General features: G+C 46.4%; 21 protein-coding genes. All 21 read left to right on the plus strand.

The window, feature by feature from the left end:
- Positions 1 to 35 precede the first annotated feature (35 nt).
- The 21 genes from rpoB to rpsN all read left to right on the plus strand — a co-directional run bounded on the left by rpoB (position 36) and on the right by rpsN (position 20150).
- The gene (gene rpoB, locus ICN27_RS00395; RefSeq protein WP_216268563.1) at positions 36 to 4136 is read left to right on the plus strand and encodes a DNA-directed RNA polymerase subunit beta; all 4101 of its coding nucleotides are present in this window, start codon (positions 36 to 38) and stop codon (positions 4134 to 4136) included.
- Between the two features lies 1 nt (position 4137).
- Positions 4138 to 8400 (plus strand): DNA-directed RNA polymerase subunit beta', encoded by a 4263-nt coding sequence (rpoC, locus tag ICN27_RS00400; protein WP_216268564.1) that lies wholly within the window; start codon positions 4138 to 4140, stop codon positions 8398 to 8400.
- A gap of 177 nt (positions 8401 to 8577) precedes the next feature.
- Positions 8578 to 8958 carry a 30S ribosomal protein S12 gene (gene rpsL / locus ICN27_RS00405; RefSeq protein WP_041484791.1) on the plus strand — a complete coding sequence of 127 codons (381 nt, stop codon included), beginning with the start codon at positions 8578 to 8580 and terminating at the stop codon, positions 8956 to 8958.
- Positions 8959 to 9118: 160 nt separating this feature from the next.
- Positions 9119 to 9589 (plus strand): 30S ribosomal protein S7, encoded by a 471-nt coding sequence (gene rpsG / locus ICN27_RS00410; protein WP_015420229.1) that lies wholly within the window; start codon positions 9119 to 9121, stop codon positions 9587 to 9589.
- A 27-nt stretch (positions 9590 to 9616) separates the two neighbouring features.
- Complete coding sequence (gene fusA / locus ICN27_RS00415; protein ID WP_215308686.1) at positions 9617 to 11719, plus strand: elongation factor G; 2103 nt, start codon at positions 9617 to 9619, stop codon at positions 11717 to 11719.
- Between the two features lie 50 nt (positions 11720 to 11769).
- On the plus strand, positions 11770 to 12960 hold the full coding sequence (gene tuf, locus ICN27_RS00420) for an elongation factor Tu (protein WP_215308680.1): 1191 nt from the start codon (positions 11770 to 11772) through the stop codon (positions 12958 to 12960).
- Between the two features lie 126 nt (positions 12961 to 13086).
- Positions 13087 to 13398 (plus strand): 30S ribosomal protein S10, encoded by a 312-nt coding sequence (gene rpsJ, locus ICN27_RS00425; protein WP_011901899.1) that lies wholly within the window; start codon positions 13087 to 13089, stop codon positions 13396 to 13398.
- A gap of 197 nt (positions 13399 to 13595) precedes the next feature.
- Entirely contained in the window at positions 13596 to 14252 is a 657-nt protein-coding gene (gene rplC / locus ICN27_RS00430) for a 50S ribosomal protein L3 (protein ID WP_015420232.1), read from the plus strand.
- Between the two features lie 11 nt (positions 14253 to 14263).
- Entirely contained in the window at positions 14264 to 14884 is a 621-nt protein-coding gene (gene rplD, locus ICN27_RS00435; RefSeq protein WP_015420233.1) for a 50S ribosomal protein L4, read from the plus strand.
- On the plus strand, positions 14881 to 15195 hold the full coding sequence (rplW, locus tag ICN27_RS00440; protein ID WP_076024545.1) for a 50S ribosomal protein L23: 315 nt from the start codon (positions 14881 to 14883) through the stop codon (positions 15193 to 15195). Before rplD ends, rplW begins: the two co-directional genes overlap by 4 nt.
- A gap of 2 nt (positions 15196 to 15197) precedes the next feature.
- Positions 15198 to 16028, plus strand: coding sequence for a 50S ribosomal protein L2 (gene rplB / locus ICN27_RS00445; protein ID WP_015420235.1), 831 nt, complete (start codon positions 15198 to 15200; stop codon positions 16026 to 16028).
- A gap of 19 nt (positions 16029 to 16047) precedes the next feature.
- Positions 16048 to 16326, plus strand: a complete 279-nt coding sequence (rpsS, locus tag ICN27_RS00450; RefSeq protein WP_046329379.1) for a 30S ribosomal protein S19 — start codon at positions 16048 to 16050, stop codon at positions 16324 to 16326.
- 7 nt (positions 16327 to 16333) lie between these two features.
- Entirely contained in the window at positions 16334 to 16666 is a 333-nt protein-coding gene (gene rplV, locus ICN27_RS00455; protein ID WP_205621309.1) for a 50S ribosomal protein L22, read from the plus strand.
- Positions 16667 to 16674: 8 nt separating this feature from the next.
- A complete protein-coding gene (gene rpsC / locus ICN27_RS00460) occupies positions 16675 to 17496 on the plus strand; it encodes a 30S ribosomal protein S3 (protein ID WP_215308688.1) in 822 nt (273 codons plus the stop codon).
- A 2-nt stretch (positions 17497 to 17498) separates the two neighbouring features.
- A complete protein-coding gene (gene rplP, locus ICN27_RS00465) occupies positions 17499 to 17912 on the plus strand; it encodes a 50S ribosomal protein L16 (RefSeq protein ID WP_088526677.1) in 414 nt (137 codons plus the stop codon).
- Between the two features lie 14 nt (positions 17913 to 17926).
- Positions 17927 to 18121, plus strand: coding sequence for a 50S ribosomal protein L29 (rpmC, locus tag ICN27_RS00470; RefSeq protein WP_015420239.1), 195 nt, complete (start codon positions 17927 to 17929; stop codon positions 18119 to 18121).
- A 12-nt stretch (positions 18122 to 18133) separates the two neighbouring features.
- The gene (gene rpsQ, locus ICN27_RS00475) at positions 18134 to 18403 is read left to right on the plus strand and encodes a 30S ribosomal protein S17 (RefSeq protein WP_076024550.1); all 270 of its coding nucleotides are present in this window, start codon (positions 18134 to 18136) and stop codon (positions 18401 to 18403) included.
- Positions 18404 to 18589: 186 nt separating this feature from the next.
- Positions 18590 to 18958 carry a 50S ribosomal protein L14 gene (rplN, locus tag ICN27_RS00480; RefSeq protein WP_015420241.1) on the plus strand — a complete coding sequence of 123 codons (369 nt, stop codon included), beginning with the start codon at positions 18590 to 18592 and terminating at the stop codon, positions 18956 to 18958.
- Positions 18959 to 18967: 9 nt separating this feature from the next.
- Positions 18968 to 19276, plus strand: a complete 309-nt coding sequence (gene rplX / locus ICN27_RS00485) for a 50S ribosomal protein L24 (protein WP_011901911.1) — start codon at positions 18968 to 18970, stop codon at positions 19274 to 19276.
- Between the two features lie 16 nt (positions 19277 to 19292).
- Positions 19293 to 19835, plus strand: a complete 543-nt coding sequence (rplE, locus tag ICN27_RS00490; protein WP_046329383.1) for a 50S ribosomal protein L5 — start codon at positions 19293 to 19295, stop codon at positions 19833 to 19835.
- Positions 19836 to 19844: 9 nt separating this feature from the next.
- Positions 19845 to 20150, plus strand: coding sequence for a 30S ribosomal protein S14 (gene rpsN / locus ICN27_RS00495; RefSeq protein ID WP_015420244.1), 306 nt, complete (start codon positions 19845 to 19847; stop codon positions 20148 to 20150).
- Positions 20151 to 20158: the final 8 nt, after the last annotated feature.

The following is a 20158-nucleotide window of genomic DNA, read 5'->3' on the forward strand; positions in this document are numbered from 1 at the left end:
CAAATCTTTGTACAGTCGCTGAATTCGGAGATGAAATGAACTACAGCTTCACCGAACGCAAGCGAGTCCGTAAAAGCTTTGCTAAGCGAGTAAATAATCATCAGGTTCCATACCTGATCGCAACGCAGCTGGAATCCTACGCTAAATTTTTACAGGCTGAAAAGCCAGCAATGTCTCGTCTTACAGAGGGACTTCAGGCTGCCTTTACATCAGCATTCCCAATTGTGTCTAACAATGGCTATGCACGTATGGAATACGTGTCATACCAGTTGTCACAGCCACCGTTTGACGTTAAAGAATGTCAACAACGTGGTTACACGTACCATTCAGCCTTACGTGCAAAAGTTCGCTTGATTATTTATGATCGCGAAGCGCCTACTAAGGTTAAAGAGGTAAAAGAGAGCGAAGTCTACATGGGTGAAATTCCACTCATGACAGATAACGGCTCTTTTGTGATCAACGGCACTGAGCGCGTCATCGTTTCTCAGTTGCACCGTTCCCCAGGCGTGTTCTTCGAACACGATAAGGGCAAGACACATAGCTCAGGAAAGTTGCTATTCTCCGCGCGTATTATTCCTTACCGTGGTTCATGGCTCGATTTTGAGTTTGATCCAAAAGATATTTTGTATTTCCGCGTCGACCGTCGCCGTAAGATGCCTGTCACCATTTTGCTTAAAGCAATTGGTTTAAACAACGAACAGATTCTTGCAAACTTCTTTAACTTTGATCATTTTGCATTGAGCGCAAACGGCGCATCAATGGAATTTGTACCAGAGCGTTTGCGTGGCCAAATGGCTAACTTTGATGTGCTCGATAAGAATGGCGTAGTTGTCATTCAAAAAGACAAGCGTATCAATGCAAAGCATATTCGTGAACTCGAAGCCGCTAAGACTAAAAACATCGTAGTTCCAGATGACTACTTAGTTGGTCGCGTAGTTGCACGTAACATCATTGATCCAGACTCCGGTGAAATCTTGGCTTATGCTAATGATGAAATTACTGAGGAGTTGTTGGCTACATTGCGCGATGCAGGCATTAAGCAATTGGAAACCATCTACACCAATGATTTGGATTCTGGTGCGTATATTTCACAGACATTACGTACTGACGAAACTGCAGATCAAATGGCTGCTCGTATTGCCATCTATCGCATGATGCGTCCTGGCGAGCCTCCAACAGAAGATGCTGTTGAAGCCTTATTCCAGCGCTTGTTCTACAACGAAGACAGTTACGATTTATCACGCGTTGGTCGTATGAAAGTAAACAGCCGTCTCGGTCGTTCTGAGATGGAAGGCAAAATGGTTTTGTCGGATGAAGATATCCTCGATACCATTAAGTCTTTAGTTGACTTGCGTAACGGCAAAGGCGAAGTCGATGACATCGATCACTTAGGTAATCGTCGCGTACGTTGCGTAGGTGAGTTGGCGGAGAATCAATTCCGTGCAGGTTTGTCACGTGTTGAGCGTGCGGTTAAAGAACGTCTCGGTCAAGCCGAAACAGAAAATCTCATGCCGCATGATTTGATTAACAGTAAGCCAATCTCTTCAGCGATTCGTGAGTTCTTCGGTTCTTCCCAGTTGTCCCAGTTTATGGACCAAACAAACCCATTGTCAGAGATCACGCACAAGCGTCGTATTTCTGCATTGGGACCTGGTGGTTTGACACGCGAGCGCGCAGGTTTCGAAGTGCGCGATGTGCATCCTACCCACTATGGACGTGTTTGCCCAATTGAAACTCCAGAAGGACCAAACATTGGTCTGATCAACTCACTTGCGTTGTTTGCGCGTTTGAATGAGCATGGTTTCTTGGAAACACCATATCGTAAAGTTGCTAATAGCAAGGTAAGCGATGAAGTAATGTATCTCTCCGCTATTGAAGAGGCGAAATACGTTATTGCTCAGGCAAATGCAACGATCGACAAAAACGGTAAGTTAGCCGATGAATTGGTTTCAGCGCGTCAAGCTGGTGAAACTATGATGGTTGGCCCAGAGCGCATTGATTTCATTGACGTTGCTCCTAGCCAGATCGTTTCTGCCGCTGCTTCACTGGTTCCATTCTTGGAGCACGATGATGCGAACCGTGCGTTGATGGGTGCGAATATGCAACGTCAAGCGGTTCCTTGCTTGCGCCCAGATAAGCCATTGGTTGGTACCGGCTTAGAGCGCATTGTTGCGGTTGACTCAGGCACTGTTATTTTGGCTTCCCGCGGCGGTATCGTTGACTATGTTGACGCAAACCGTGTCGTGATTCGTGTAAACGATGACGAGACAGCGGCGGGTGAAGTTGGTGTGGATATCTACAACCTCATCAAGTACACCCGTTCAAACCAAAATACCAACATCAACCAACGTCCAATCGTTCAGGCTGGTGATCGTGTAGCTCGTGGCGACGTAGTTGCTGATGGCGCATCTACCGACTTAGGTGAATTGGCTTTGGGTCAAAACATGACTGTGGCATTTATGCCCTGGAACGGTTACAACTTCGAAGACTCAATCTTGATTTCTGAAAAAGTTGTAGCTGACGATCGTTACACTTCGATTCACATTGAAGAGTTGTCGGTTGTTGCTCGCGACACAAAGCTTGGTTCAGAAGAAATTACACGCGATATCTCCAACTTGGCTGAGTCACAACTCTCCCGTTTGGACGAGAGCGGTATTGTTTACATCGGTGCTGAAGTTGAAGCTGGTGACGTATTGGTTGGTAAGGTTACTCCAAAGGGTGAGACAACTCTCACTCCGGAAGAGAAGTTACTGCGTGCGATCTTCGGTGAAAAAGCATCTGACGTTAAAGATACTTCTTTGCGCGTTCCATCTGGAATGATCGGTACTGTTATTGATGTTCAAGTCTTCACCCGTGAAGGTATTGAGCGCGATGCACGTGCACAGTCAATCATTCAAGAAGAATTACAACGCTATCGTTTGGACTTAAACGACCAGTTGCGTATTGTTGAAGGTGATGCCTTCATGCGTTTAGAGAAGTTGTTGATTGGCAAAGTTGCCAACGGCGGCCCTAAGAAATTAGCTAAAGGCACCAAGATCGACAAGGAATACCTTGCCGATTTAGACAAGTACCATTGGTTTGATGTTCGTCCAGCGGATGATGAAGTTGCTTCACAAGTTGAAGCAATCAAATCTTCTATTGAAGCTAAGCGTAAGCAGTTTGATGAGGCTTTCGAAGAGAAGCGCACCAAGCTTACCCAGGGCGATGATTTGCAGCCTGGCGTAACCAAGATGGTTAAGGTGTACCTGGCAGTGAAGCGTCGCTTACAGCCTGGTGACAAGATGGCCGGTCGTCACGGTAACAAAGGTGTAGTTTCTAAAATTGCCCCAGCAGAAGACATGCCATTTATGGCTGACGGACGCCCTGTTGACATCGTCTTGAACCCATTAGGAGTTCCTTCCCGTATGAACGTAGGTCAGATCTTGGAAACCCACTTAGGTTGGGCAGCTCAAGGTATTGGTAAGCGTATTGATGAGATGGTTCGTCAACAGGCTAAACAAGCTGAACTACGTAAGTTCATGAAGCAGCTTTACAACGAAACCGGTCGTATCGAAGATATCGATAACTTCACTGATGAGCAGATTAACGTTTTGGCTGAGAATTTACGCCAAGGCTTGCCATTCGCAACCCCAGTGTTTGATGGTGCAACTGAAGCTGAAATCGGACGCATGCTCGAGTTGGCCTATCCAGAAGAAGTAGCTACTTCTTTGAAGATGACGCCTTCACGTCAGCAGATGATTTTGTGCGACGGCCGTACTGGCGATCAGTTTGAGCGTCCAGTTACTGTTGGTGTAATGCATGTCTTGAAGCTCCACCATTTGGTCGATGACAAGATGCACGCACGTTCAACCGGACCTTACTCCTTAGTGACGCAACAGCCACTGGGCGGTAAAGCTCAGTTTGGTGGTCAGCGCTTTGGTGAGATGGAAGTTTGGGCCCTCGAAGCATACGGTGCTTCATATGTCTTGCAGGAAATGCTGACAGTGAAGTCCGATGACGTCGCAGGCCGTACCAAGGTTTACGAAAACATCGTCAAGGGCGAGCACACAATTGATGCTGGCATGCCCGAATCCTTCAACGTGTTGGTAAAAGAAATCCGCTCGTTGGGTATTGACATTGACATGGAGCGCAACTGATATGAAAGCATTGCTCGATTTATTTAAGCAAACGCAGGGTGATGAGCAGTTTGATGTCATCAAGATTGGTCTTGCATCCCCTGAGAAAATTCGCTCATGGTCTTTTGGTGAAGTACGCAAACCAGAAACCATCAACTACCGGACTTTTAAGCCCGAGCGTGATGGTTTGTTTTGCGCCAAGATTTTTGGACCAACTAAAGACTACGAGTGCTTATGTGGTAAGTACAAGCGTTTAAAGTTCCGTGGCGTTATCTGCGAGAAATGTGGCGTTGAAGTTACGCTCGCTAAGGTACGTCGTGAGCGCATGGGCCACATTGAGTTAGCGGCTCCTGTAGCGCACATTTGGTTCTTGAAGTCATTGCCGTCCCGTTTAGGCATGGTTCTCGATATGACATTGCGTGATATCGAGCGCGTTCTTTACTTTGAAGCATATGTAATCGTTGATCCTGGCATGACTCCTGAAGGCGCAATGAAGCGCGGTCAGATCATGTCTGAGGACGAGTACATTGCCAAGACTGAAGAGTATGGTGACGGTGCCTTTACCGCCATCATGGGCGCAGAAGGTATTCGTGATCTCTTGCGTTCGATTGATATCGATCGTGAAGTTGAGACCATTCGTGCTGATTTAAAAGCCACTGGTAGCGATGCCAAGATCAAGAAATACGCTAAGCGCTTAAAAGTGCTCGAGGCGTTCCAGACTTCAGGTATTAAGCCTGACTGGATGATCATGGAAGTATTGCCAGTATTGCCACCAGAATTGCGCCCATTGGTGCCATTGGATGGCGGCCGCTTTGCTACCTCTGATTTGAACGACCTTTATCGTCGTGTGATTAACCGTAACAACCGTTTAAAGCGTTTGTTAGAGTTGCGCGCACCAGAGATCATTGTTCGTAACGAAAAACGTATGTTGCAAGAAGCGGTTGACTCATTGCTCGACAACGGTCGTCGCGGTAAGGCTATGACTGGCGCTAACAAGCGTCCTCTCAAGTCTTTGGCTGAGATGATTAAAGGTAAGAGCGGTCGTTTCCGTCAAAACTTGTTGGGTAAACGTGTTGACTACTCAGGTCGTTCAGTCATCGTGGTTGGCCCGACATTGAAATTGCATCAGTGCGGTTTACCAAAATTAATGGCCTTGGAATTGTTCAAGCCATTTATTTTCAACAAGCTCGAGACTTTGGGAATTGCAACCACGATTAAGGCTGCGAAGAAAGAAGTTGAAAGCCAGACTCCAATCGTATGGGATATTCTCGAAGAAGTGATTCGTGAACATCCAATCATGTTGAACCGTGCGCCTACATTGCACCGTCTTGGTATTCAGGCTTTCGAGCCAATGCTAATTGAAGGTAAGGCAATCCAATTGCACCCATTAGTCTGCGCAGCATTTAACGCTGACTTTGACGGTGACCAAATGGCTGTTCACGTTCCTTTGTCGCTCGAAGCACAAATGGAAGCACGTACATTGATGTTGGCTTCGAACAACGTATTGTTCCCAGCTAACGGCGAACCATCCATCGTTCCGTCTCAGGACGTGGTCTTGGGTCTGTACTACGCTACTCGTGACAAGATCAATGGTAAAGGCGAGGGCATGGTCTTCGCTAATATCACTGAAGTCATTCGTGCATACGAAGCTGGCCAGGTTGAATTGGCCTCACGCGTTGCGGTGCGTATTACTGAGTTTGAGATTGTGGACAAGAAGGCAGAGGGCGATGCCCGTTTTGCTGAAAAGACCAAGATCTATCAAACCTCAGTTGGCCGCGCAATCTTGTCAGAAATTTTGCCTAAGGGCATGTCTTTCGAGGAAATTAATAAGCCTCTGAAGAAAAAAGAAATCTCACGTTTGATCAACACTTCATTCCGTAAGTGCGGTCTTCGTGAAACAGTTATTTTTGCCGACCGCCTCTTGCAGTCTGGTTTCCGCTTGGCGACTAACGCCGGTATCTCGGTTGCGATCGACGATATGCTGATTCCAAGCTCTAAAGAACGCATCATCACAGAAGCTTCTACCAAGGTTAAGGAATATGACAAGCAGTTCATGTCGGGTCTCGTAACCAATCAAGAACGTTATAACAACGTCGTTGATATTTGGGGTGCTGCTGGTGACCAAGTTGGTAAGGCGATGATGGATGAGTTGTCACACGTTGACGTACTCGACCGTAACGGCAAAACTGTGCGTCAAGAATCATTTAACTCTATCTACATGATGGCGGATTCTGGTGCGCGTGGATCTGCAGCGCAGATTCGTCAGTTGGCTGGTATGCGTGGTTTGATGGCGAAGCCAGATGGCTCCATTATTGAAACCCCAATTACTGCGAACTTCCGTGAAGGTTTGAACGTGTTGCAGTACTTCATTTCAACCCACGGCGCACGTAAAGGTTTGGCTGATACTGCCTTAAAGACAGCGAACTCAGGTTACTTGACACGTCGTTTGTGCGACGTAACTCAAGACCTCGTTGTTATTGAAGATGATTGCGGAGCAACTTCTGGCGTAACAATGAAGGCGCTTGTTGAGGGCGGCGAAATTATCGAGGCATTACGTGACCGTATTTTGGGTCGTGTATGTATCGATGACGTCATTCATCCTGATACACAAGAAGTCATCGTCCCACATGACACCTTACTCGACGAAGATCACGTTGATCAAATTGTTGCTTTGGGTATTGACGAAGTTAAAGTTCGGACAGTGTTGTCATGCTTAACTCGCTTTGGCTTGTGCGCGAAGTGCTACGGACGTGATTTAGGTCGTGGTGGTTTGGTAAACGTTGGTGAGGCGGTTGGTGTTATCGCTGCTCAGTCTATCGGTGAGCCAGGCACTCAGTTGACTATGCGTACCTTCCACATTGGTGGCGCAGCTTCACGTGCATTGGTTGCAAGCAATATTGAAGCGAAGTCTAACGGAGCCTTGAAGTTCTCTGGCACGATGCGTGTTGTGAAGAACGCCAAGGGCGAGCAGATCGTGATTTCACGTTCTGGCGAAGCAGTCATCATTGACGATAACGGTCGTGAGCGTGAGCGTCATAAAGTGCCTTACGGCGCAACGCTCTTGTTTAAAGAAGATGCAGCAGTGAAGGCTGGCGCAAGCTTGGCAACATGGGATCCGTTAACACGTCCAATTATTTCTGAGTACGCTGGTATTGCTCGCTTTGACAACGTTGAAGAGGGTGTTACTGTAGCCAAGCAGGTTGACGAAGTAACCGGCCTCTCCACTTTGGTGGTGATTGACGGTAAGCGTCGTAGTGCTGCTAGCAAAGGCGTTCGTCCAATGATCAACTTAGTTGATGCTAAAGGCGGCGAAGTGATGATTGCGGGTACAGATCACCCAGTAAACATCGGTTTGCAAGTTGGCGCTTTGATCACTGTTAAAGATGGTCAAAAAGTTGAAGTTGGTGAAGTATTGGCGCGTATTCCAATCGAATCACAGAAGACTCGCGACATTACTGGTGGTTTGCCACGCGTTGCTGAATTATTCGAAGCGCGTTCACCAAAAGATGCCGCTGTATTGGCTAAAGTCACTGGAACTGTTTCCTTCGGTAAAGAAACCAAAGGTAAGCAACGTTTAGTGATTACTGATATGGATGGCGAAGCTAATGAATTCTTGATTCCTAAAGAGAAGCAAGTTCTCGTTCATGACGGTCAAGTTGTGAACAAGGGCGAGATGATTGTGGAAGGCCCAGCCGATCCACACGATATCTTGACACTCAGAGGTATTGAAGAGTTGGCAATCTACATCGTTGATGAAGTGCAAGACGTTTACCGTTTGCAAGGCGTGAAGATTAATGACAAGCACATTGAAGTGATCGTGCGTCAAATGTTGCGTCGTGTGCAAATCACTGATGGTGGCGATACTGCCTACATCACTGGTGAGCAAGTTGAGCGCTCCAAGCTGTATGACGCAAACGATGCTGTGATTGCGCAAGGTAAGCGCCCAGCTCAGTTCGAGAATGTGTTGCTCGGTATTACTAAGGCTTCCTTGTCGACCGACAGCTTCATTTCAGCGGCTTCTTTCCAAGAAACCACCCGTGTATTGACCGAAGCCGCGATTATGGGCAAGACCGATACACTCCGTGGCCTCAAGGAAAACGTCATTATTGGTCGCCTGATCCCTGCTGGTACCGGCTTATCTTACCGCCGTGCACGCAAGGTCAGAGAGCAATTCGAGCGTGATCGCGCTCAAATGATTGCCGCTGAAGAGGAAGCAATGGCTGATATGCCTGTAGAAATAGAGGCTGAAGTGATTGCTCCTGCTGGGGAGGCTGATCCGAGCTAATTTGGTAATTCTGGCCAGAAATGGCCAGTTTTTTCCCCATTTGGTTGACGGAAAAGGCTGGCCAAGCTAGAATGCTGAGTTCTACTGATTCAGAAGAGGGTCTTTTTGGCCTAGAATTTATCTAAGTCATTGATTTTCTTGAAGAAAGCAACAAAGAAGTACTAACCGAGCTATTTTATGCCAACAATTAATCAATTATTACGTAAGCCAAGAACGCGGCTGACCGTTAAAAGCAAGAGCCCTGCGCTGCAAAACAGCCCGCAGCGCCGTGGTGTATGTACACGTGTGTACACAACCACTCCTAAGAAGCCTAACTCTGCGCTACGTAAGGTAGCTAAAGTTCGCCTAACCAATGGTTTTGAAGTCATTTCATACATTGGTGGTGAAGGTCATAACCTCCAGGAACACTCAGTCGTGTTGATCCGCGGTGGTCGTGTTAAGGATTTGCCAGGTGTTCGTTACCACATCGTTCGTGGCTCACTTGACTTGCAAGGTGTAAAAGACCGTAAGCAATCACGTTCCAAGTACGGTGCCAAGCGCGCTAAGAAAGCTGCTTAATAGCAAAAAAGTATTTGTAGTAAGTCTTCGTTTGTCAGACTTTAAAGACAAGTAAGTGGCCGTTCCGTCTAGAGACTAATTTATTTCAGTTGCTAGATAGTAGGACGGCCGAAGTGGGTGATCCATATAGGCCACCCCTAACTGAACTGAAGGAGTAGTTATGCCACGTCGTCGTGAAGTTCCCAAACGGGAAATCTTGCCTGATCCAAAATTCGGCAATGTAGAGGTAGCAAAATTCATGAACGTCCTGATGTTGGACGGCAAGAAATCGGTTGCAGAGCGTATCGTTTACGGTGCCTTTGATCACATCGAGAAAAAAGCAAACAAAGAACCACTCGAAGTTTTCTCAACAGCTATGGGCAACGTTAAGCCAATGGTTGAGGTGAAAAGTCGTCGTGTTGGTGGCGCTAACTACCAGGTTCCTGTTGAAGTTCGCCCATCACGCCGTTCAGCTTTGGCAATGCGCTGGGTGCGCGAAGCCGCTAAAAAGCGCGGTGAAAAATCCATGGCTCAACGTTTGGCCAATGAATTATTAGAAGCTGCAGAAGGTCGCGGCGGAGCAATGAAGAAGCGCGAAGAAGTTCACCGTATGGCAGAAGCTAACAAAGCTTTCTCACATTTCCGCTTCTAATCGCACAGCAAAGAAAAGGTACCAACAGTGGCACGTAAAACCCCTATCGACAGATACCGCAATATCGGTATCTCTGCGCATATTGACGCAGGTAAGACAACAACAACAGAACGCGTTTTGTTCTACACCGGTGTTAATCACAAGATCGGTGAAGTACATGATGGCGCTGCAACTATGGACTGGATGGAGCAAGAGCAAGAGCGTGGTATCACGATTACTTCTGCTGCTACTACAACGTTCTGGAAGGGCATGGCTGGTAATTTTCCAGAGCACCGCATCAATATTATTGATACCCCAGGACACGTAGACTTCACGATTGAAGTTGAGCGTTCAATGCGCGTTTTGGATGGCGCTTGCATGGTTTACTGTGCGGTAGGTGGTGTACAGCCACAATCTGAAACTGTTTGGCGTCAAGCTAATAAGTATCAAGTTCCACGTTTGGCATTCGTTAACAAGATGGACCGCACGGGCGCGAATTTCTTCAAGGTCTATGACCAGATGAAATTGCGTCTTAAAGCAAATCCTATCTTGATCCAAATTCCTATCGGCGCTGAAGAAAACTTCAAGGGTGTTGTGGACTTGGTAAAGATGAAGGCTATCTATTGGGATGAGGAATCACAAGGTACTAAATTTACCTACGAAGAAATTCCTGCTGAGTTACAAGCCTCCGCTGAAGAGTGGCGCGAGAAGTTGCTTGAAGCTGCTGCTGAAAGCTCAGAAGAGCTGATGGAAAAATACCTTGGTGGCGAAGCGTTGACCGAGGAAGAAATTAAAACAGCATTGCGTCAACGTACTATTGCTAATGAAATCATTCCGATGATGTGTGGAACAGCTTTCAAAAATAAAGGTGTTCAGGCGATGTTGGACGCAGTGGTTGAATTGCTGCCTTCACCATTAGATGTTCCGCCAGTTCCTTGTGAATTGGAAGACGGTACACCTACAACACGCAGAGCTGCTGATGATGAGAAATTCTCGGCATTGGCATTTAAGATCATGACTGACCCATTTGTTGGTCAGCTCATCTTCTTCCGTGTTTACTCAGGTGTAATGAAATCTGGCGACACGATCTACAACCCAATCAAGGGTAAGAAAGAACGTGTTGGTCGTTTGTTGCAGATGCATGCAAACGAGCGTGAAGAAATTAAAGAAGTATTTGCTGGCGATATCGCAGCTGCAGTTGGTTTAAAAGACGCAACAACAGGCGAAACATTGTGTGATCCAGATAGTATCGTTATTTTGGAGCGCATGGTATTCCCAGAGCCAGTGATCTCTCAGGCAGTTGAGCCAAAGACAAAGGCTGACCAAGAAAAAATGGGTCTAGCCTTAAATCGTTTGGCACAAGAAGATCCTTCTTTCCGTGTCAAGACCGACGAAGAGTCAGGCCAAACTATTATTTCCGGCATGGGCGAGCTCCACTTGGAAATTTTAGTTGACCGTATGAAGCGTGAATTCGGTGTTGAGGCAACTGTTGGTAAGCCACAAGTTGCGTACCGCGAAACAATTCGTAAGGTTTGCGAAGAAATCGAAGGCAAATTCGTTAAGCAGTCTGGTGGTCGCGGTCAATACGGTCACGTGGTATTGAAGTTAGAGCCACAAGCCCCGGGTAAAGGTTTTGAATTCGTTGACGCAATTAAGGGCGGTGTAGTTCCACGTGAATACATTCCTGCAGTTGAAAAAGGCATCATCGAAACATTGAACTCCGGTATTTTGGCTGGTTACCCAGTTGTAGATATCAAAGCAACATTGTTCTTCGGTTCATACCATGACGTTGACTCCAACGAAAACGCATTTAAGATGGCGGGCTCAATGGCATTCAAAGACGGTATGCGCAAAGCATCACCAGTATTGCTTGAACCAATGATGGCTGTTGAAGTTGAAACACCAGAAGATTTCATGGGTAACGTAATGGGTGACCTCTCATCACGTCGCGGTATTTTGCAAGGTATGGATGACATTCCAGGGGGCGGAAAGATCGTTCGCGCTGAAGTGCCATTGGCAGAGATGTTTGGTTACTCAACTGGCTTGCGCTCGTTGACCCAAGGTCGCGCTACCTACACCATGGAATTTAAGCATTATTCCGAAGCACCTAAGAACGTTGCTGAAGCAGTGATGGCTGCTAAAGCGAAGTAATTTATCCACATTATTTTGAATATTGACTAGCTAAGAAAGCAGACAAAAAAATGGCAAAAGAAAAGTTTGAGCGGACAAAACCGCACGTAAACGTTGGCACCATTGGTCACGTTGACCACGGTAAAACCACATTGACAGCAGCGATCGCAACTGTGCTTTCTAAGGCATTCGGTGGCGAAGCAAAAGCATACGATCAGATCGATGCTGCTCCAGAAGAAAAAGCACGCGGTATTACGATTAATACAGCACACGTTGAGTACGAGACAGCTAATCGTCACTACGCACACGTGGATTGCCCAGGACATGCTGACTACGTTAAGAACATGATTACTGGTGCCGCTCAGATGGACGGCGCTATTTTGGTTTGCTCTGCAGCTGACGGCCCAATGCCACAAACTCGTGAGCACATCCTCTTGGCACGCCAAGTGGGTGTTCCCTACATCATCGTATTTTTGAACAAGTGCGATATGGTGGATGACGCTGAATTGTTAGAGTTAGTTGAAATGGAAGTTCGTGAGCTTTTATCTAAGTACGACTTCCCAGGTGATGACACACCAATCGTTCAAGGTTCTGCTAAGTTAGCACTTGAAGGCGACGAAGGCCCATTGGGTAAAGAAGCCATCATGAAATTGGCTGAAGCATTAGATACCTACATCCCAACTCCAGAGCGTGCTGTTGACGGTGCGTTCTTGATGCCAGTAGAGGACGTGTTCTCTATCTCCGGTCGCGGTACTGTTGTTACAGGTCGTATCGAGCGCGGTATCGTGAAGGTTGGTGAAGAGATTGAAATTATCGGCATCAAGCCAACACTCAAGACAACTTGTACTGGTGTTGAAATGTTCCGCAAATTGCTCGACCAAGGTCAAGCAGGCGATAACGTGGGTATCTTGTTACGCGGTACAAAACGTGAAGAAGTTGAGCGCGGCCAAGTATTGGCTAAGCCAGGTTCAATCACCCCACATACTCACTTTACAGCCGAGGTTTATATCTTGGGTAAAGACGAAGGTGGCCGTCATACACCATTCTTTAACAACTATCGTCCCCAGTTTTACTTCCGTACTACGGACGTAACGGGTTCAATCGAGTTGCCAAAAGACAAAGAAATGGTGATGCCTGGTGATAACGTCACGATTACCGTCAAACTCATCGCACCAATCGCGATGGAAGAAGGTTTACGTTTTGCGATCCGTGAAGGTGGCCGTACTGTTGGCGCCGGCGTGGTTGCGAAGATTTTGGCTTAATAGATTTAGGTATTAATCAGTAATCAATATTTAGCGGTTTGCTAACCGGTGACATCAGTGCTGCTGATGTCACCGAGCTCTTTAGAAATATAACGTGGCAGCACCACAACGCTCTTTGGAATTAATATGCAAAACCAAAAAATTCGTATTCGTCTTAAAGCATTTGATTACCGTTTGATCGACCAGTCCGCAGCTGAAATCGTTGATACAGCTAAGCGCACTGGGGCAGTTGTTAAGGGTCCAGTACCTTTGCCAACACGTATCGAGCGCTTTGATATTCTGCGTTCACCACACGTAAACAAGACATCACGTGACCAGTTAGAGATTCGTACCCATCTGCGTTTGATGGATATTGTTGATCCTACAGAGAAAACAGTGGATGCTTTGATGAAATTAGACCTCCCTGCAGGTGTGGACGTCGAAATTAAGTTGCAGTAATTCAGTATTTCCAGTCTTAGCGCTTGCCAAGACTGACCTTTCGGGATAGAATCTAAGGCTTCGCTCAATTATTTGGGCGAATTCTGAAGTTCTATCAGCATTAAAAACGTTGTAACTTATTGATTTAGAAGTACTTTTACTTGTAAATCACTTAAATTAATTTTGCCGACCAATCGAAGTCGGCGTGGAGCATGAATATGAGCTTAGGCTTAATCGGTCGCAAGATCGGCATGACCCGTCTATTTACGGACGAAGGGGAAGCAATTCCTGTCACCGTAATTGACGTGAGCGACAACAGAATCGCTCAAATCAAGACCCAGGCAACTGATGGCTATGATGCTATCCAGTTGGCACATGGCACACGTAGAGCTACTCGCGTTACCAAAGCAATGGCTGGTCACTTCGCTAAAGCGGGTGTGATGGCTGGTAACGGTCTCAACGAATTCCAATTAGATGCAGCAAAAATCGCAGAAATGACTCCAGGCCAAGTAATTCCTGCTGACACTGCATTTGCTGCTGGCCAAAAAGTGGACGTACAAGGTGTAACGATTGGTAAAGGCTACGCCGGTACTATCAAACGCCATCACTTCGCTTCAGGTCGCGCGTCACACGGTAACTCACGTTCACATAACGTGCCAGGTTCCATCGGTATGGCGCAAGATCCAGGTCGTGTTTTCCCAGGTAAGCGCATGACTGGCCACCTTGGTGATGAAACACGCACTGTACAAAATTTAGTCATCGCACGCATTGATGCAGAACGTAATCTCATCATGGTTAAAGGCGCTATTCCAGGCGCCCCAGGCGGTAAAGTAATTGTTACTCCAGCGGTGAAAACACCGTTGAAGAAGAAATAAGGAGAGCGAATATGGAACTTAAGCTTCTCCAAGACAACGGAACTTTGGGCGCAGGCGTTCAAGCCTCGCCAGAAGTATTCGAGCGCGAATATAACGAAGCATTGGTACACCAAGTAGTTGTGGCTTACCAAGCAAATGCACGTAGCGGTAACCGTGCACAAAAAGACCGTGAGCAAGTTAAGCACACAACCAAAAAACCTTGGCGTCAAAAAGGTACTGGTCGTGCACGTGCTGGTATGAGCTCTTCCCCGCTGTGGCGTGGAGGTGGTCGTATATTCCCGAATTCACCTGAAGAAAATTTCAGCCAAAAAGTAAACAAGAAAATGTACCGCGCTGGTATGAGATCAATTTTGTCTCAGTTAGCTCGCGAAGGTCGTTTGAATGTTGTTGACCAATTTAATCTTGATGCTCCAAAGACTAAAGTTTTAGCTGACAAAGTTAAAGCAATGGGCTTGGATTCAGTCTTGATCATCGTTGATCAGGTTAGCGAGAATTTGTACTTGGCATCACGCAACTTGCATAAGGTTGCTGTATGTGAGCCACAGCACGCTGATCCATTAGCTTTAGTTCAATACAAAAAAGTATTGGTAAGCAAAGCAGCGATCGCAAAAATTGAGGAGTTGCTGAAATGAGCCAAGTCCGTAAAAACGATCACAGCTTGATGAAGGTTCTGCTTGGACCGGTTATCTCTGAAAAAGCAACTATGGTTGCAGAGAAAAACGAACAAGTGGTATTCCAAGTTACACGCGACGCTAACAAGAGCGATGTGAAACAAGCGGTTGAATTGCTCTTTAAAGTGCAAGTTGACTCTGTTCAAATCGTGAATCAAAAAGGTAAGCCAAAGCGCTATGGCCGTTTTGAAGGTCGTCGTGACCACACTAAGAAGGCCTACGTAAGCTTGAAGCCAGGTCAAGAAATTAACTTTGAAGCGGAGGCGAATTAATCATGCCTTTGATGAAGACAAAACCGACCTCACCAGGTCGTCGCTCAATGGTCAAGGTGGTAAATCCTGACCTGCATAAAGGTAAACCTTTTGCAGCGTTGGTAGAGCCACAGTTCCAAAAAGCAGGTCGTAATAATAATGGTCACATCACTACCCGTCATAAAGGTGGTGGTCATAAGCATCACTATCGTGTTGTTGATTTCAAACGCAACGACAAAGATGGTATTCCAGCAAAAGTTGAACGCTTAGAATACGATCCAAACCGCAGTGCAAATATTGCATTAATCGTGTTTGCTGATGGTGAGCGTCGCTATATTCTTGCTGCAAAAGGCATGACTGTTGGTCAGGCATTGATGAGTGGCTCAGAAGCCCCGATCAAGTCTGGTAACAACTTGCCAATTCGCAACATTCCAGTTGGTAGCACGATTCACTGTGTAGAGATGTTGCCAGGCAAGGGCGCTCAAATCGCCCGTTCCGCTGGTGGTTCTGCAGTGTTATTGGCTCGTGAAGGTGTATACGCTCAGGTGCGCTTGCGCTCTGGTGAAGTACGTCGTATTTTGATCGATTGCCGTGCCACTATTGGTGAAGTTGGTAATGAAGAGCACAGCTTGCGCGTTATCGGTAAAGCTGGTGCAAATCGCTGGCGTGGTATTCGCCCAACCGTTCGCGGTGTGGCAATGAACCCAGTAGATCACCCACACGGTGGTGGTGAAGGTAGAACTGGCGAAGGCCGTGTACCTGTATCCCCATGGGGCACACCAACCAAAGGTTATCGTACACGTCGCAATAAGCGTACAACTTCGATGATCGTTCAACGTCGTCAAAAACGTTAAGCGATAAGGATAAATAGATATGACACGTTCAGCTAAAAAAGGCCCATTTTGCGAAGCCAGCTTAGTAAATAAAGTTGAAGTCGCACAAGCCAACAAAGACAAAAAGCCGATCAAAACTTGGTCACGCCGTTCAACAATCCTCCCAGACTTTATTGGTCTGACGATTGCTGTACACAACGGTCGTCAACACGTTCCGGTATATGTATCAGAAAACATGGTGGGTCATAAGTTAGGCGAATTTGCCTTGACCCGTACTTTCAAAGGTCACGCTGCTGACAAGAAAGTAACGAAGAAGTAAGGGGATGATGATGGAAGTTAAAGCTATTCACAAAGGCGCCCGCATTTCTGCGCAAAAGACACGTTTGGTTGCTGACCAAATCCGTGGTTTGCCAATTGCACGCGCATTGAACATTTTGAATTTCAGCCCCAAGAAAGCTGCCTTCATTGTGAAGAAAGTTGTTGAGTCCGCAATGGCCAACGCTGAACATAATAAGGGTGCTGATATTGATGAGCTCAAGGTTTCAACAATTATTGTTGATAAGGGTACTTCCTTGAAGCGCTTCACAGCACGCGCTAAGGGTCGTGGCAATCAAATCGAAAAACAAACATGTCACATCACCGTGACCTTGAGTAACTAAGGGAAGATATGGGACAAAAGATAAACCCAACCGGATTCCGACTCTCGGTAACGAAGAACTGGACATCAAAGTGGTATGCAAACAATACTGATTTCGCAAAGATGCTCAAAGAGGACGTTGATGTCCGCATCTATCTCAAGAAGAAGTTAAAGAATGCATCCGTAAGTAAAGTCATTATCGAGCGTCCTGCAAAGAACGCACGCATCACAATTTACAGCTCACGCCCAGGTGTTGTGATCGGTAAAAAAGGTGAAGATATTGAAGTTCTCCGTCGTGAACTCCAGAAGCGTATGGGCGTTCCAGTCCATGTGAACATCGAAGAAATTCGTAAGCCTGAAGTTGATGCTCAATTGATCGCTGACTCTATTACTCAGCAGTTAGAAAAGCGCATCATGTTCCGTCGTGCAATGAAGCGTGCAATGCAAAATGCAATGCGCCTTGGTGCACAAGGAATCAAGATCATGTCTTCTGGTCGTTTGAACGGTGCCGAAATCGCACGTCGCGAATGGTACCGTGAAGGCCGTGTACCACTTCATACATTGAAGGCTGATATTGATTACGCTACATCAGAGGCGGAAACAACATACGGCATCATCGGTGTAAAAGTTTGGGTATACAAAGGCGATACATTAGGTCGCGGTGCTGATGCTCCAGCTGTAACAGCAGAGCCAGTAGCTGATGAGAAGAAGCCACGTCGCGCACCAGCCAAAACAACCGCACGCAAACCAGCAGCTGACAGCAAGCCTTTGGTTGCTGCTAAGCCAACAGTGAAGCGTGTACCGAAAGCCGTTGAAGCCGCAAGTGCTGAAGCGCAGAAGTCAGGAGAGTAAGCATGCTACAACCAAAGCGTCGTAAGTATCGCAAGGAGCAAAAGGGACGTAACACTGGCGTGGCAACACGCGGTAGTTCAGTAGCCTTTGGTGACTTTGGATTGAAAGCTATTGGCCGTGGTCGTTTGACTGCACGTCAGATTGAATCTGCACGTCGCGCAATGACCCGTCATATTAAGCGTGGTGGTCGTATCTGGATTCGTATTTTCCCAGATAAGCCAATTTCACAAAAGCCAGCTGAAGTCCGTATGGGTAACGGTAAAGGTAATCCAGAGTACTACGTAGCAGAAATTCAACCAGGCAAGATTTTGTACGAGATGGATGGAGTGGATGAAACATTGGCGCGCGAAGCTTTCAAGCTTGCAGCTGCTAAGTTGCCATTACAAACCACTTTCGTGATTCGCCACTTAGGTTGATCGGGATAGAAATTATGAAAAAGACAGAATTAGCATCCAAAGACCTGGTTGCCTTGAACGCAGAATTAACAGAGCTCTTGAAGACAAGTTTCAAACTCCGTATGCAAAAAGGTACTCAGCAACTCACAAATACCAGCCAATTGGGTAAGACTAAACGTGAAATTGCTCGCGTTAAGACTTTTATTACCCAAAAAACTGCACAGAAATAAGGAAAAAGGGATATGACAGAATTATCTAAACCCTTACGCCGCACCCTAGTGGGCCGTGTCGTTAGCGATAAAATGCAAAAAACTGTGACTGTGCTAGTTGAGCGCCAAGTAAAACATGCGCTTTATGGCAAATATGTTGGACAGTCCAAAAAATACCATGCGCATGACGAAGCCGGTCAATACAAGATGGGTGATACCGTTGAAATTGCTGAATCCAAGCCAATTTCACGTACAAAATCTTGGGTTGTAACCCGCTTGGTTCAGGAATCAAAGGGTATTTAAAGAAATATTGGGGATTTTGGCGAAATATATTGCCAAATCCCTGTTTTACGTAGTATGATAGTCGGCTTCTCTGGTTTTATTGAGAGAAGCAGTGTTTTTTCATTAATTCCGGGTTTTAGCTTTCGTTAAAGCCCATAGACGGAACCAAGACTGTTTGCCTTTGGCTAACAAGTTGGGGATTAAAAAATGATTCAGACCGAAAGTAGATTACAGGTCGCCGATAACACAGGCGCCAGTGAAGTTTTGTGCATCAAGGTATTGGGCGGCTCTAAGCGTCGTTATGCCAGTATCGGTGATGTCATTAAAGTGACTGTAAAGTCCGCTGCTCCACGTGGCCGTGTAAAAAAAGGTGATATTTACAACGCCGTAGTAGTGAGAACTGCTAAGGGTGTTCGCCGTCCAGATGGATCATTGATTAAGTTCGATGGCAACGCTGCGGTATTGCTCAACGCTAAGTTAGAGCCAATTGGCACACGTATCTTTGGACCAGTAACGCGTGAGTTGCGTACTGAGAAGTTCATGAAGATCGTTTCTCTCGCCCCCGAAGTTATTTAAGAGGCTGATATGAAAAAGATTCGTAAAGGTGATTCAGTAGTTCTGTTGACTGGCCGCGATAAGGGCAAGCAAGGAACTGTTACTGCCGTTCTCGAGAACAAATTAGTGATCGAAGGCGTAAATATTTACAAAAAGAGCGTTAAGCCAAATCCAGCAGCCGGTGTTACTGGCGGCATGATTGACAAAACGATGCCTGTTCACATTTCTAATGTGGCTGTGGTTGACGGTAACGGCAAACCATCACGTGTTGGTATCAAACTCGTTGATGGTAAAAAGCAGCGTTTCCTCAAAACCACTGGCGCAACTTTAAGCGCATAAGGGGCACGGAGAAATTATGAGCACACGTTTTCAAGAACACTATCAAGCTAAAGTTGTTGCTGATTTGATCGCCAAGTTTGGCTATAAGTCGGTAATGGAAGTTCCACGTATCACTAAGGTAACCCTGAACATGGGTCTTGGCGATGCAGTGAATGACAAGAAAATTATCGAAAATGCAGTTGGTGATTTGACTAAAGTTGCAGGTCAAAAACCAGTTGTGACAAAAGCGAAAAAAGCGATTGCTGGTTTCAAAATTCGTCAAGGCTACCCAATCGGTGCCATGGTGACATTGCGTGGCGCACGCATGTACGAATTTTTAGATCGTTTCGTGACTGTTGCTTTGCCACGCGTACGTGACTTCCGCGGAATTTCCGGTAAAGCATTTGACGGCCGTGGTAACTACAACATCGGCGTTAAAGAGCAAATCATTTTCCCAGAAATCGAATACGACAAAATTGATGCTCTCCGTGGCCTCAATATCAGTATTACGACGACCGCTAAGACTGACGAAGAAGCAAAAGCTTTGTTAGCAGCGTTCAAATTCCCTTTCCGCAATTAAGAGGCTAACGTGGCAAAACTATCCCTAATTGAGCGCGAGAATAAGCGCGCAAAAACTGTAGAGAAGTACGCTGTGAAGCGTGCTGAACTCAAGGCAATCATTGCTGATCAATCACGCAGCGATGAAGAGCGCTATGAGGCTCGTTTGAAGCTACAGGCACTTCCACGTAACGCAAGCCCGATTCGTCAAAGAAATCGTTGTTCATTAACCGGTCGTCCGCGCGGTGTATTCAGCAAGTTTGGTTTAGCGCGCAGCAAAATTCGTGAAATCGCCTTCCGTGGCGAAATCCCCGGTTTAACCAAGGCCAGCTGGTAAGCGGCGAA

The organism is Polynucleobacter sp. Nonnen-W13 (genome assembly GCF_018881735.1).
In the GTDB taxonomy this organism is placed as follows: Bacteria; Pseudomonadota; Gammaproteobacteria; order Burkholderiales; family Burkholderiaceae; genus Polynucleobacter.

Excerpts from the sequence above, each read along its gene's own strand:
- rpoC (WP_216268564.1), top strand. The coding sequence starts at position 4,138 with ATGAAAGCATTGCTCGATTTATTTAAGCAAACGCAGGGTGATGAGCAG.
- rplW (WP_076024545.1), top strand. The coding sequence starts at position 14,881 with ATGAGCCAAGTCCGTAAAAACGATCACAGCTTGATGAAGGTTCTGCTT.
- rplE (WP_046329383.1), top strand. The coding sequence starts at position 19,293 with ATGAGCACACGTTTTCAAGAACACTATCAAGCTAAAGTTGTTGCTGAT.
- rpsC (WP_215308688.1), top strand. The coding sequence starts at position 16,675 with ATGGGACAAAAGATAAACCCAACCGGATTCCGACTCTCGGTAACGAAG.
- rplB (WP_015420235.1), top strand. The coding sequence starts at position 15,198 with ATGCCTTTGATGAAGACAAAACCGACCTCACCAGGTCGTCGCTCAATG.
- rpsS (WP_046329379.1), top strand. The coding sequence starts at position 16,048 with ATGACACGTTCAGCTAAAAAAGGCCCATTTTGCGAAGCCAGCTTAGTA.
- rpsQ (WP_076024550.1), top strand. The coding sequence starts at position 18,134 with ATGACAGAATTATCTAAACCCTTACGCCGCACCCTAGTGGGCCGTGTC.
- rpoB (WP_216268563.1), top strand. The coding sequence starts at position 36 with ATGAACTACAGCTTCACCGAACGCAAGCGAGTCCGTAAAAGCTTTGCT.
- rpmC (WP_015420239.1), top strand. The coding sequence starts at position 17,927 with ATGAAAAAGACAGAATTAGCATCCAAAGACCTGGTTGCCTTGAACGCA.
- tuf (WP_215308680.1), top strand. The coding sequence starts at position 11,770 with ATGGCAAAAGAAAAGTTTGAGCGGACAAAACCGCACGTAAACGTTGGC.
- rplP (WP_088526677.1), top strand. The coding sequence starts at position 17,499 with ATGCTACAACCAAAGCGTCGTAAGTATCGCAAGGAGCAAAAGGGACGT.
- rplX (WP_011901911.1), top strand. The coding sequence starts at position 18,968 with ATGAAAAAGATTCGTAAAGGTGATTCAGTAGTTCTGTTGACTGGCCGC.
- rpsL (WP_041484791.1), top strand. The coding sequence starts at position 8,578 with ATGCCAACAATTAATCAATTATTACGTAAGCCAAGAACGCGGCTGACC.
- rplV (WP_205621309.1), top strand. The coding sequence starts at position 16,334 with ATGATGGAAGTTAAAGCTATTCACAAAGGCGCCCGCATTTCTGCGCAA.
- rpsG (WP_015420229.1), top strand. The coding sequence starts at position 9,119 with ATGCCACGTCGTCGTGAAGTTCCCAAACGGGAAATCTTGCCTGATCCA.
- rplN (WP_015420241.1), top strand. The coding sequence starts at position 18,590 with ATGATTCAGACCGAAAGTAGATTACAGGTCGCCGATAACACAGGCGCC.
- rplC (WP_015420232.1), top strand. The coding sequence starts at position 13,596 with ATGAGCTTAGGCTTAATCGGTCGCAAGATCGGCATGACCCGTCTATTT.
- rpsJ (WP_011901899.1), top strand. The coding sequence starts at position 13,087 with ATGCAAAACCAAAAAATTCGTATTCGTCTTAAAGCATTTGATTACCGT.
- rplD (WP_015420233.1), top strand. The coding sequence starts at position 14,264 with ATGGAACTTAAGCTTCTCCAAGACAACGGAACTTTGGGCGCAGGCGTT.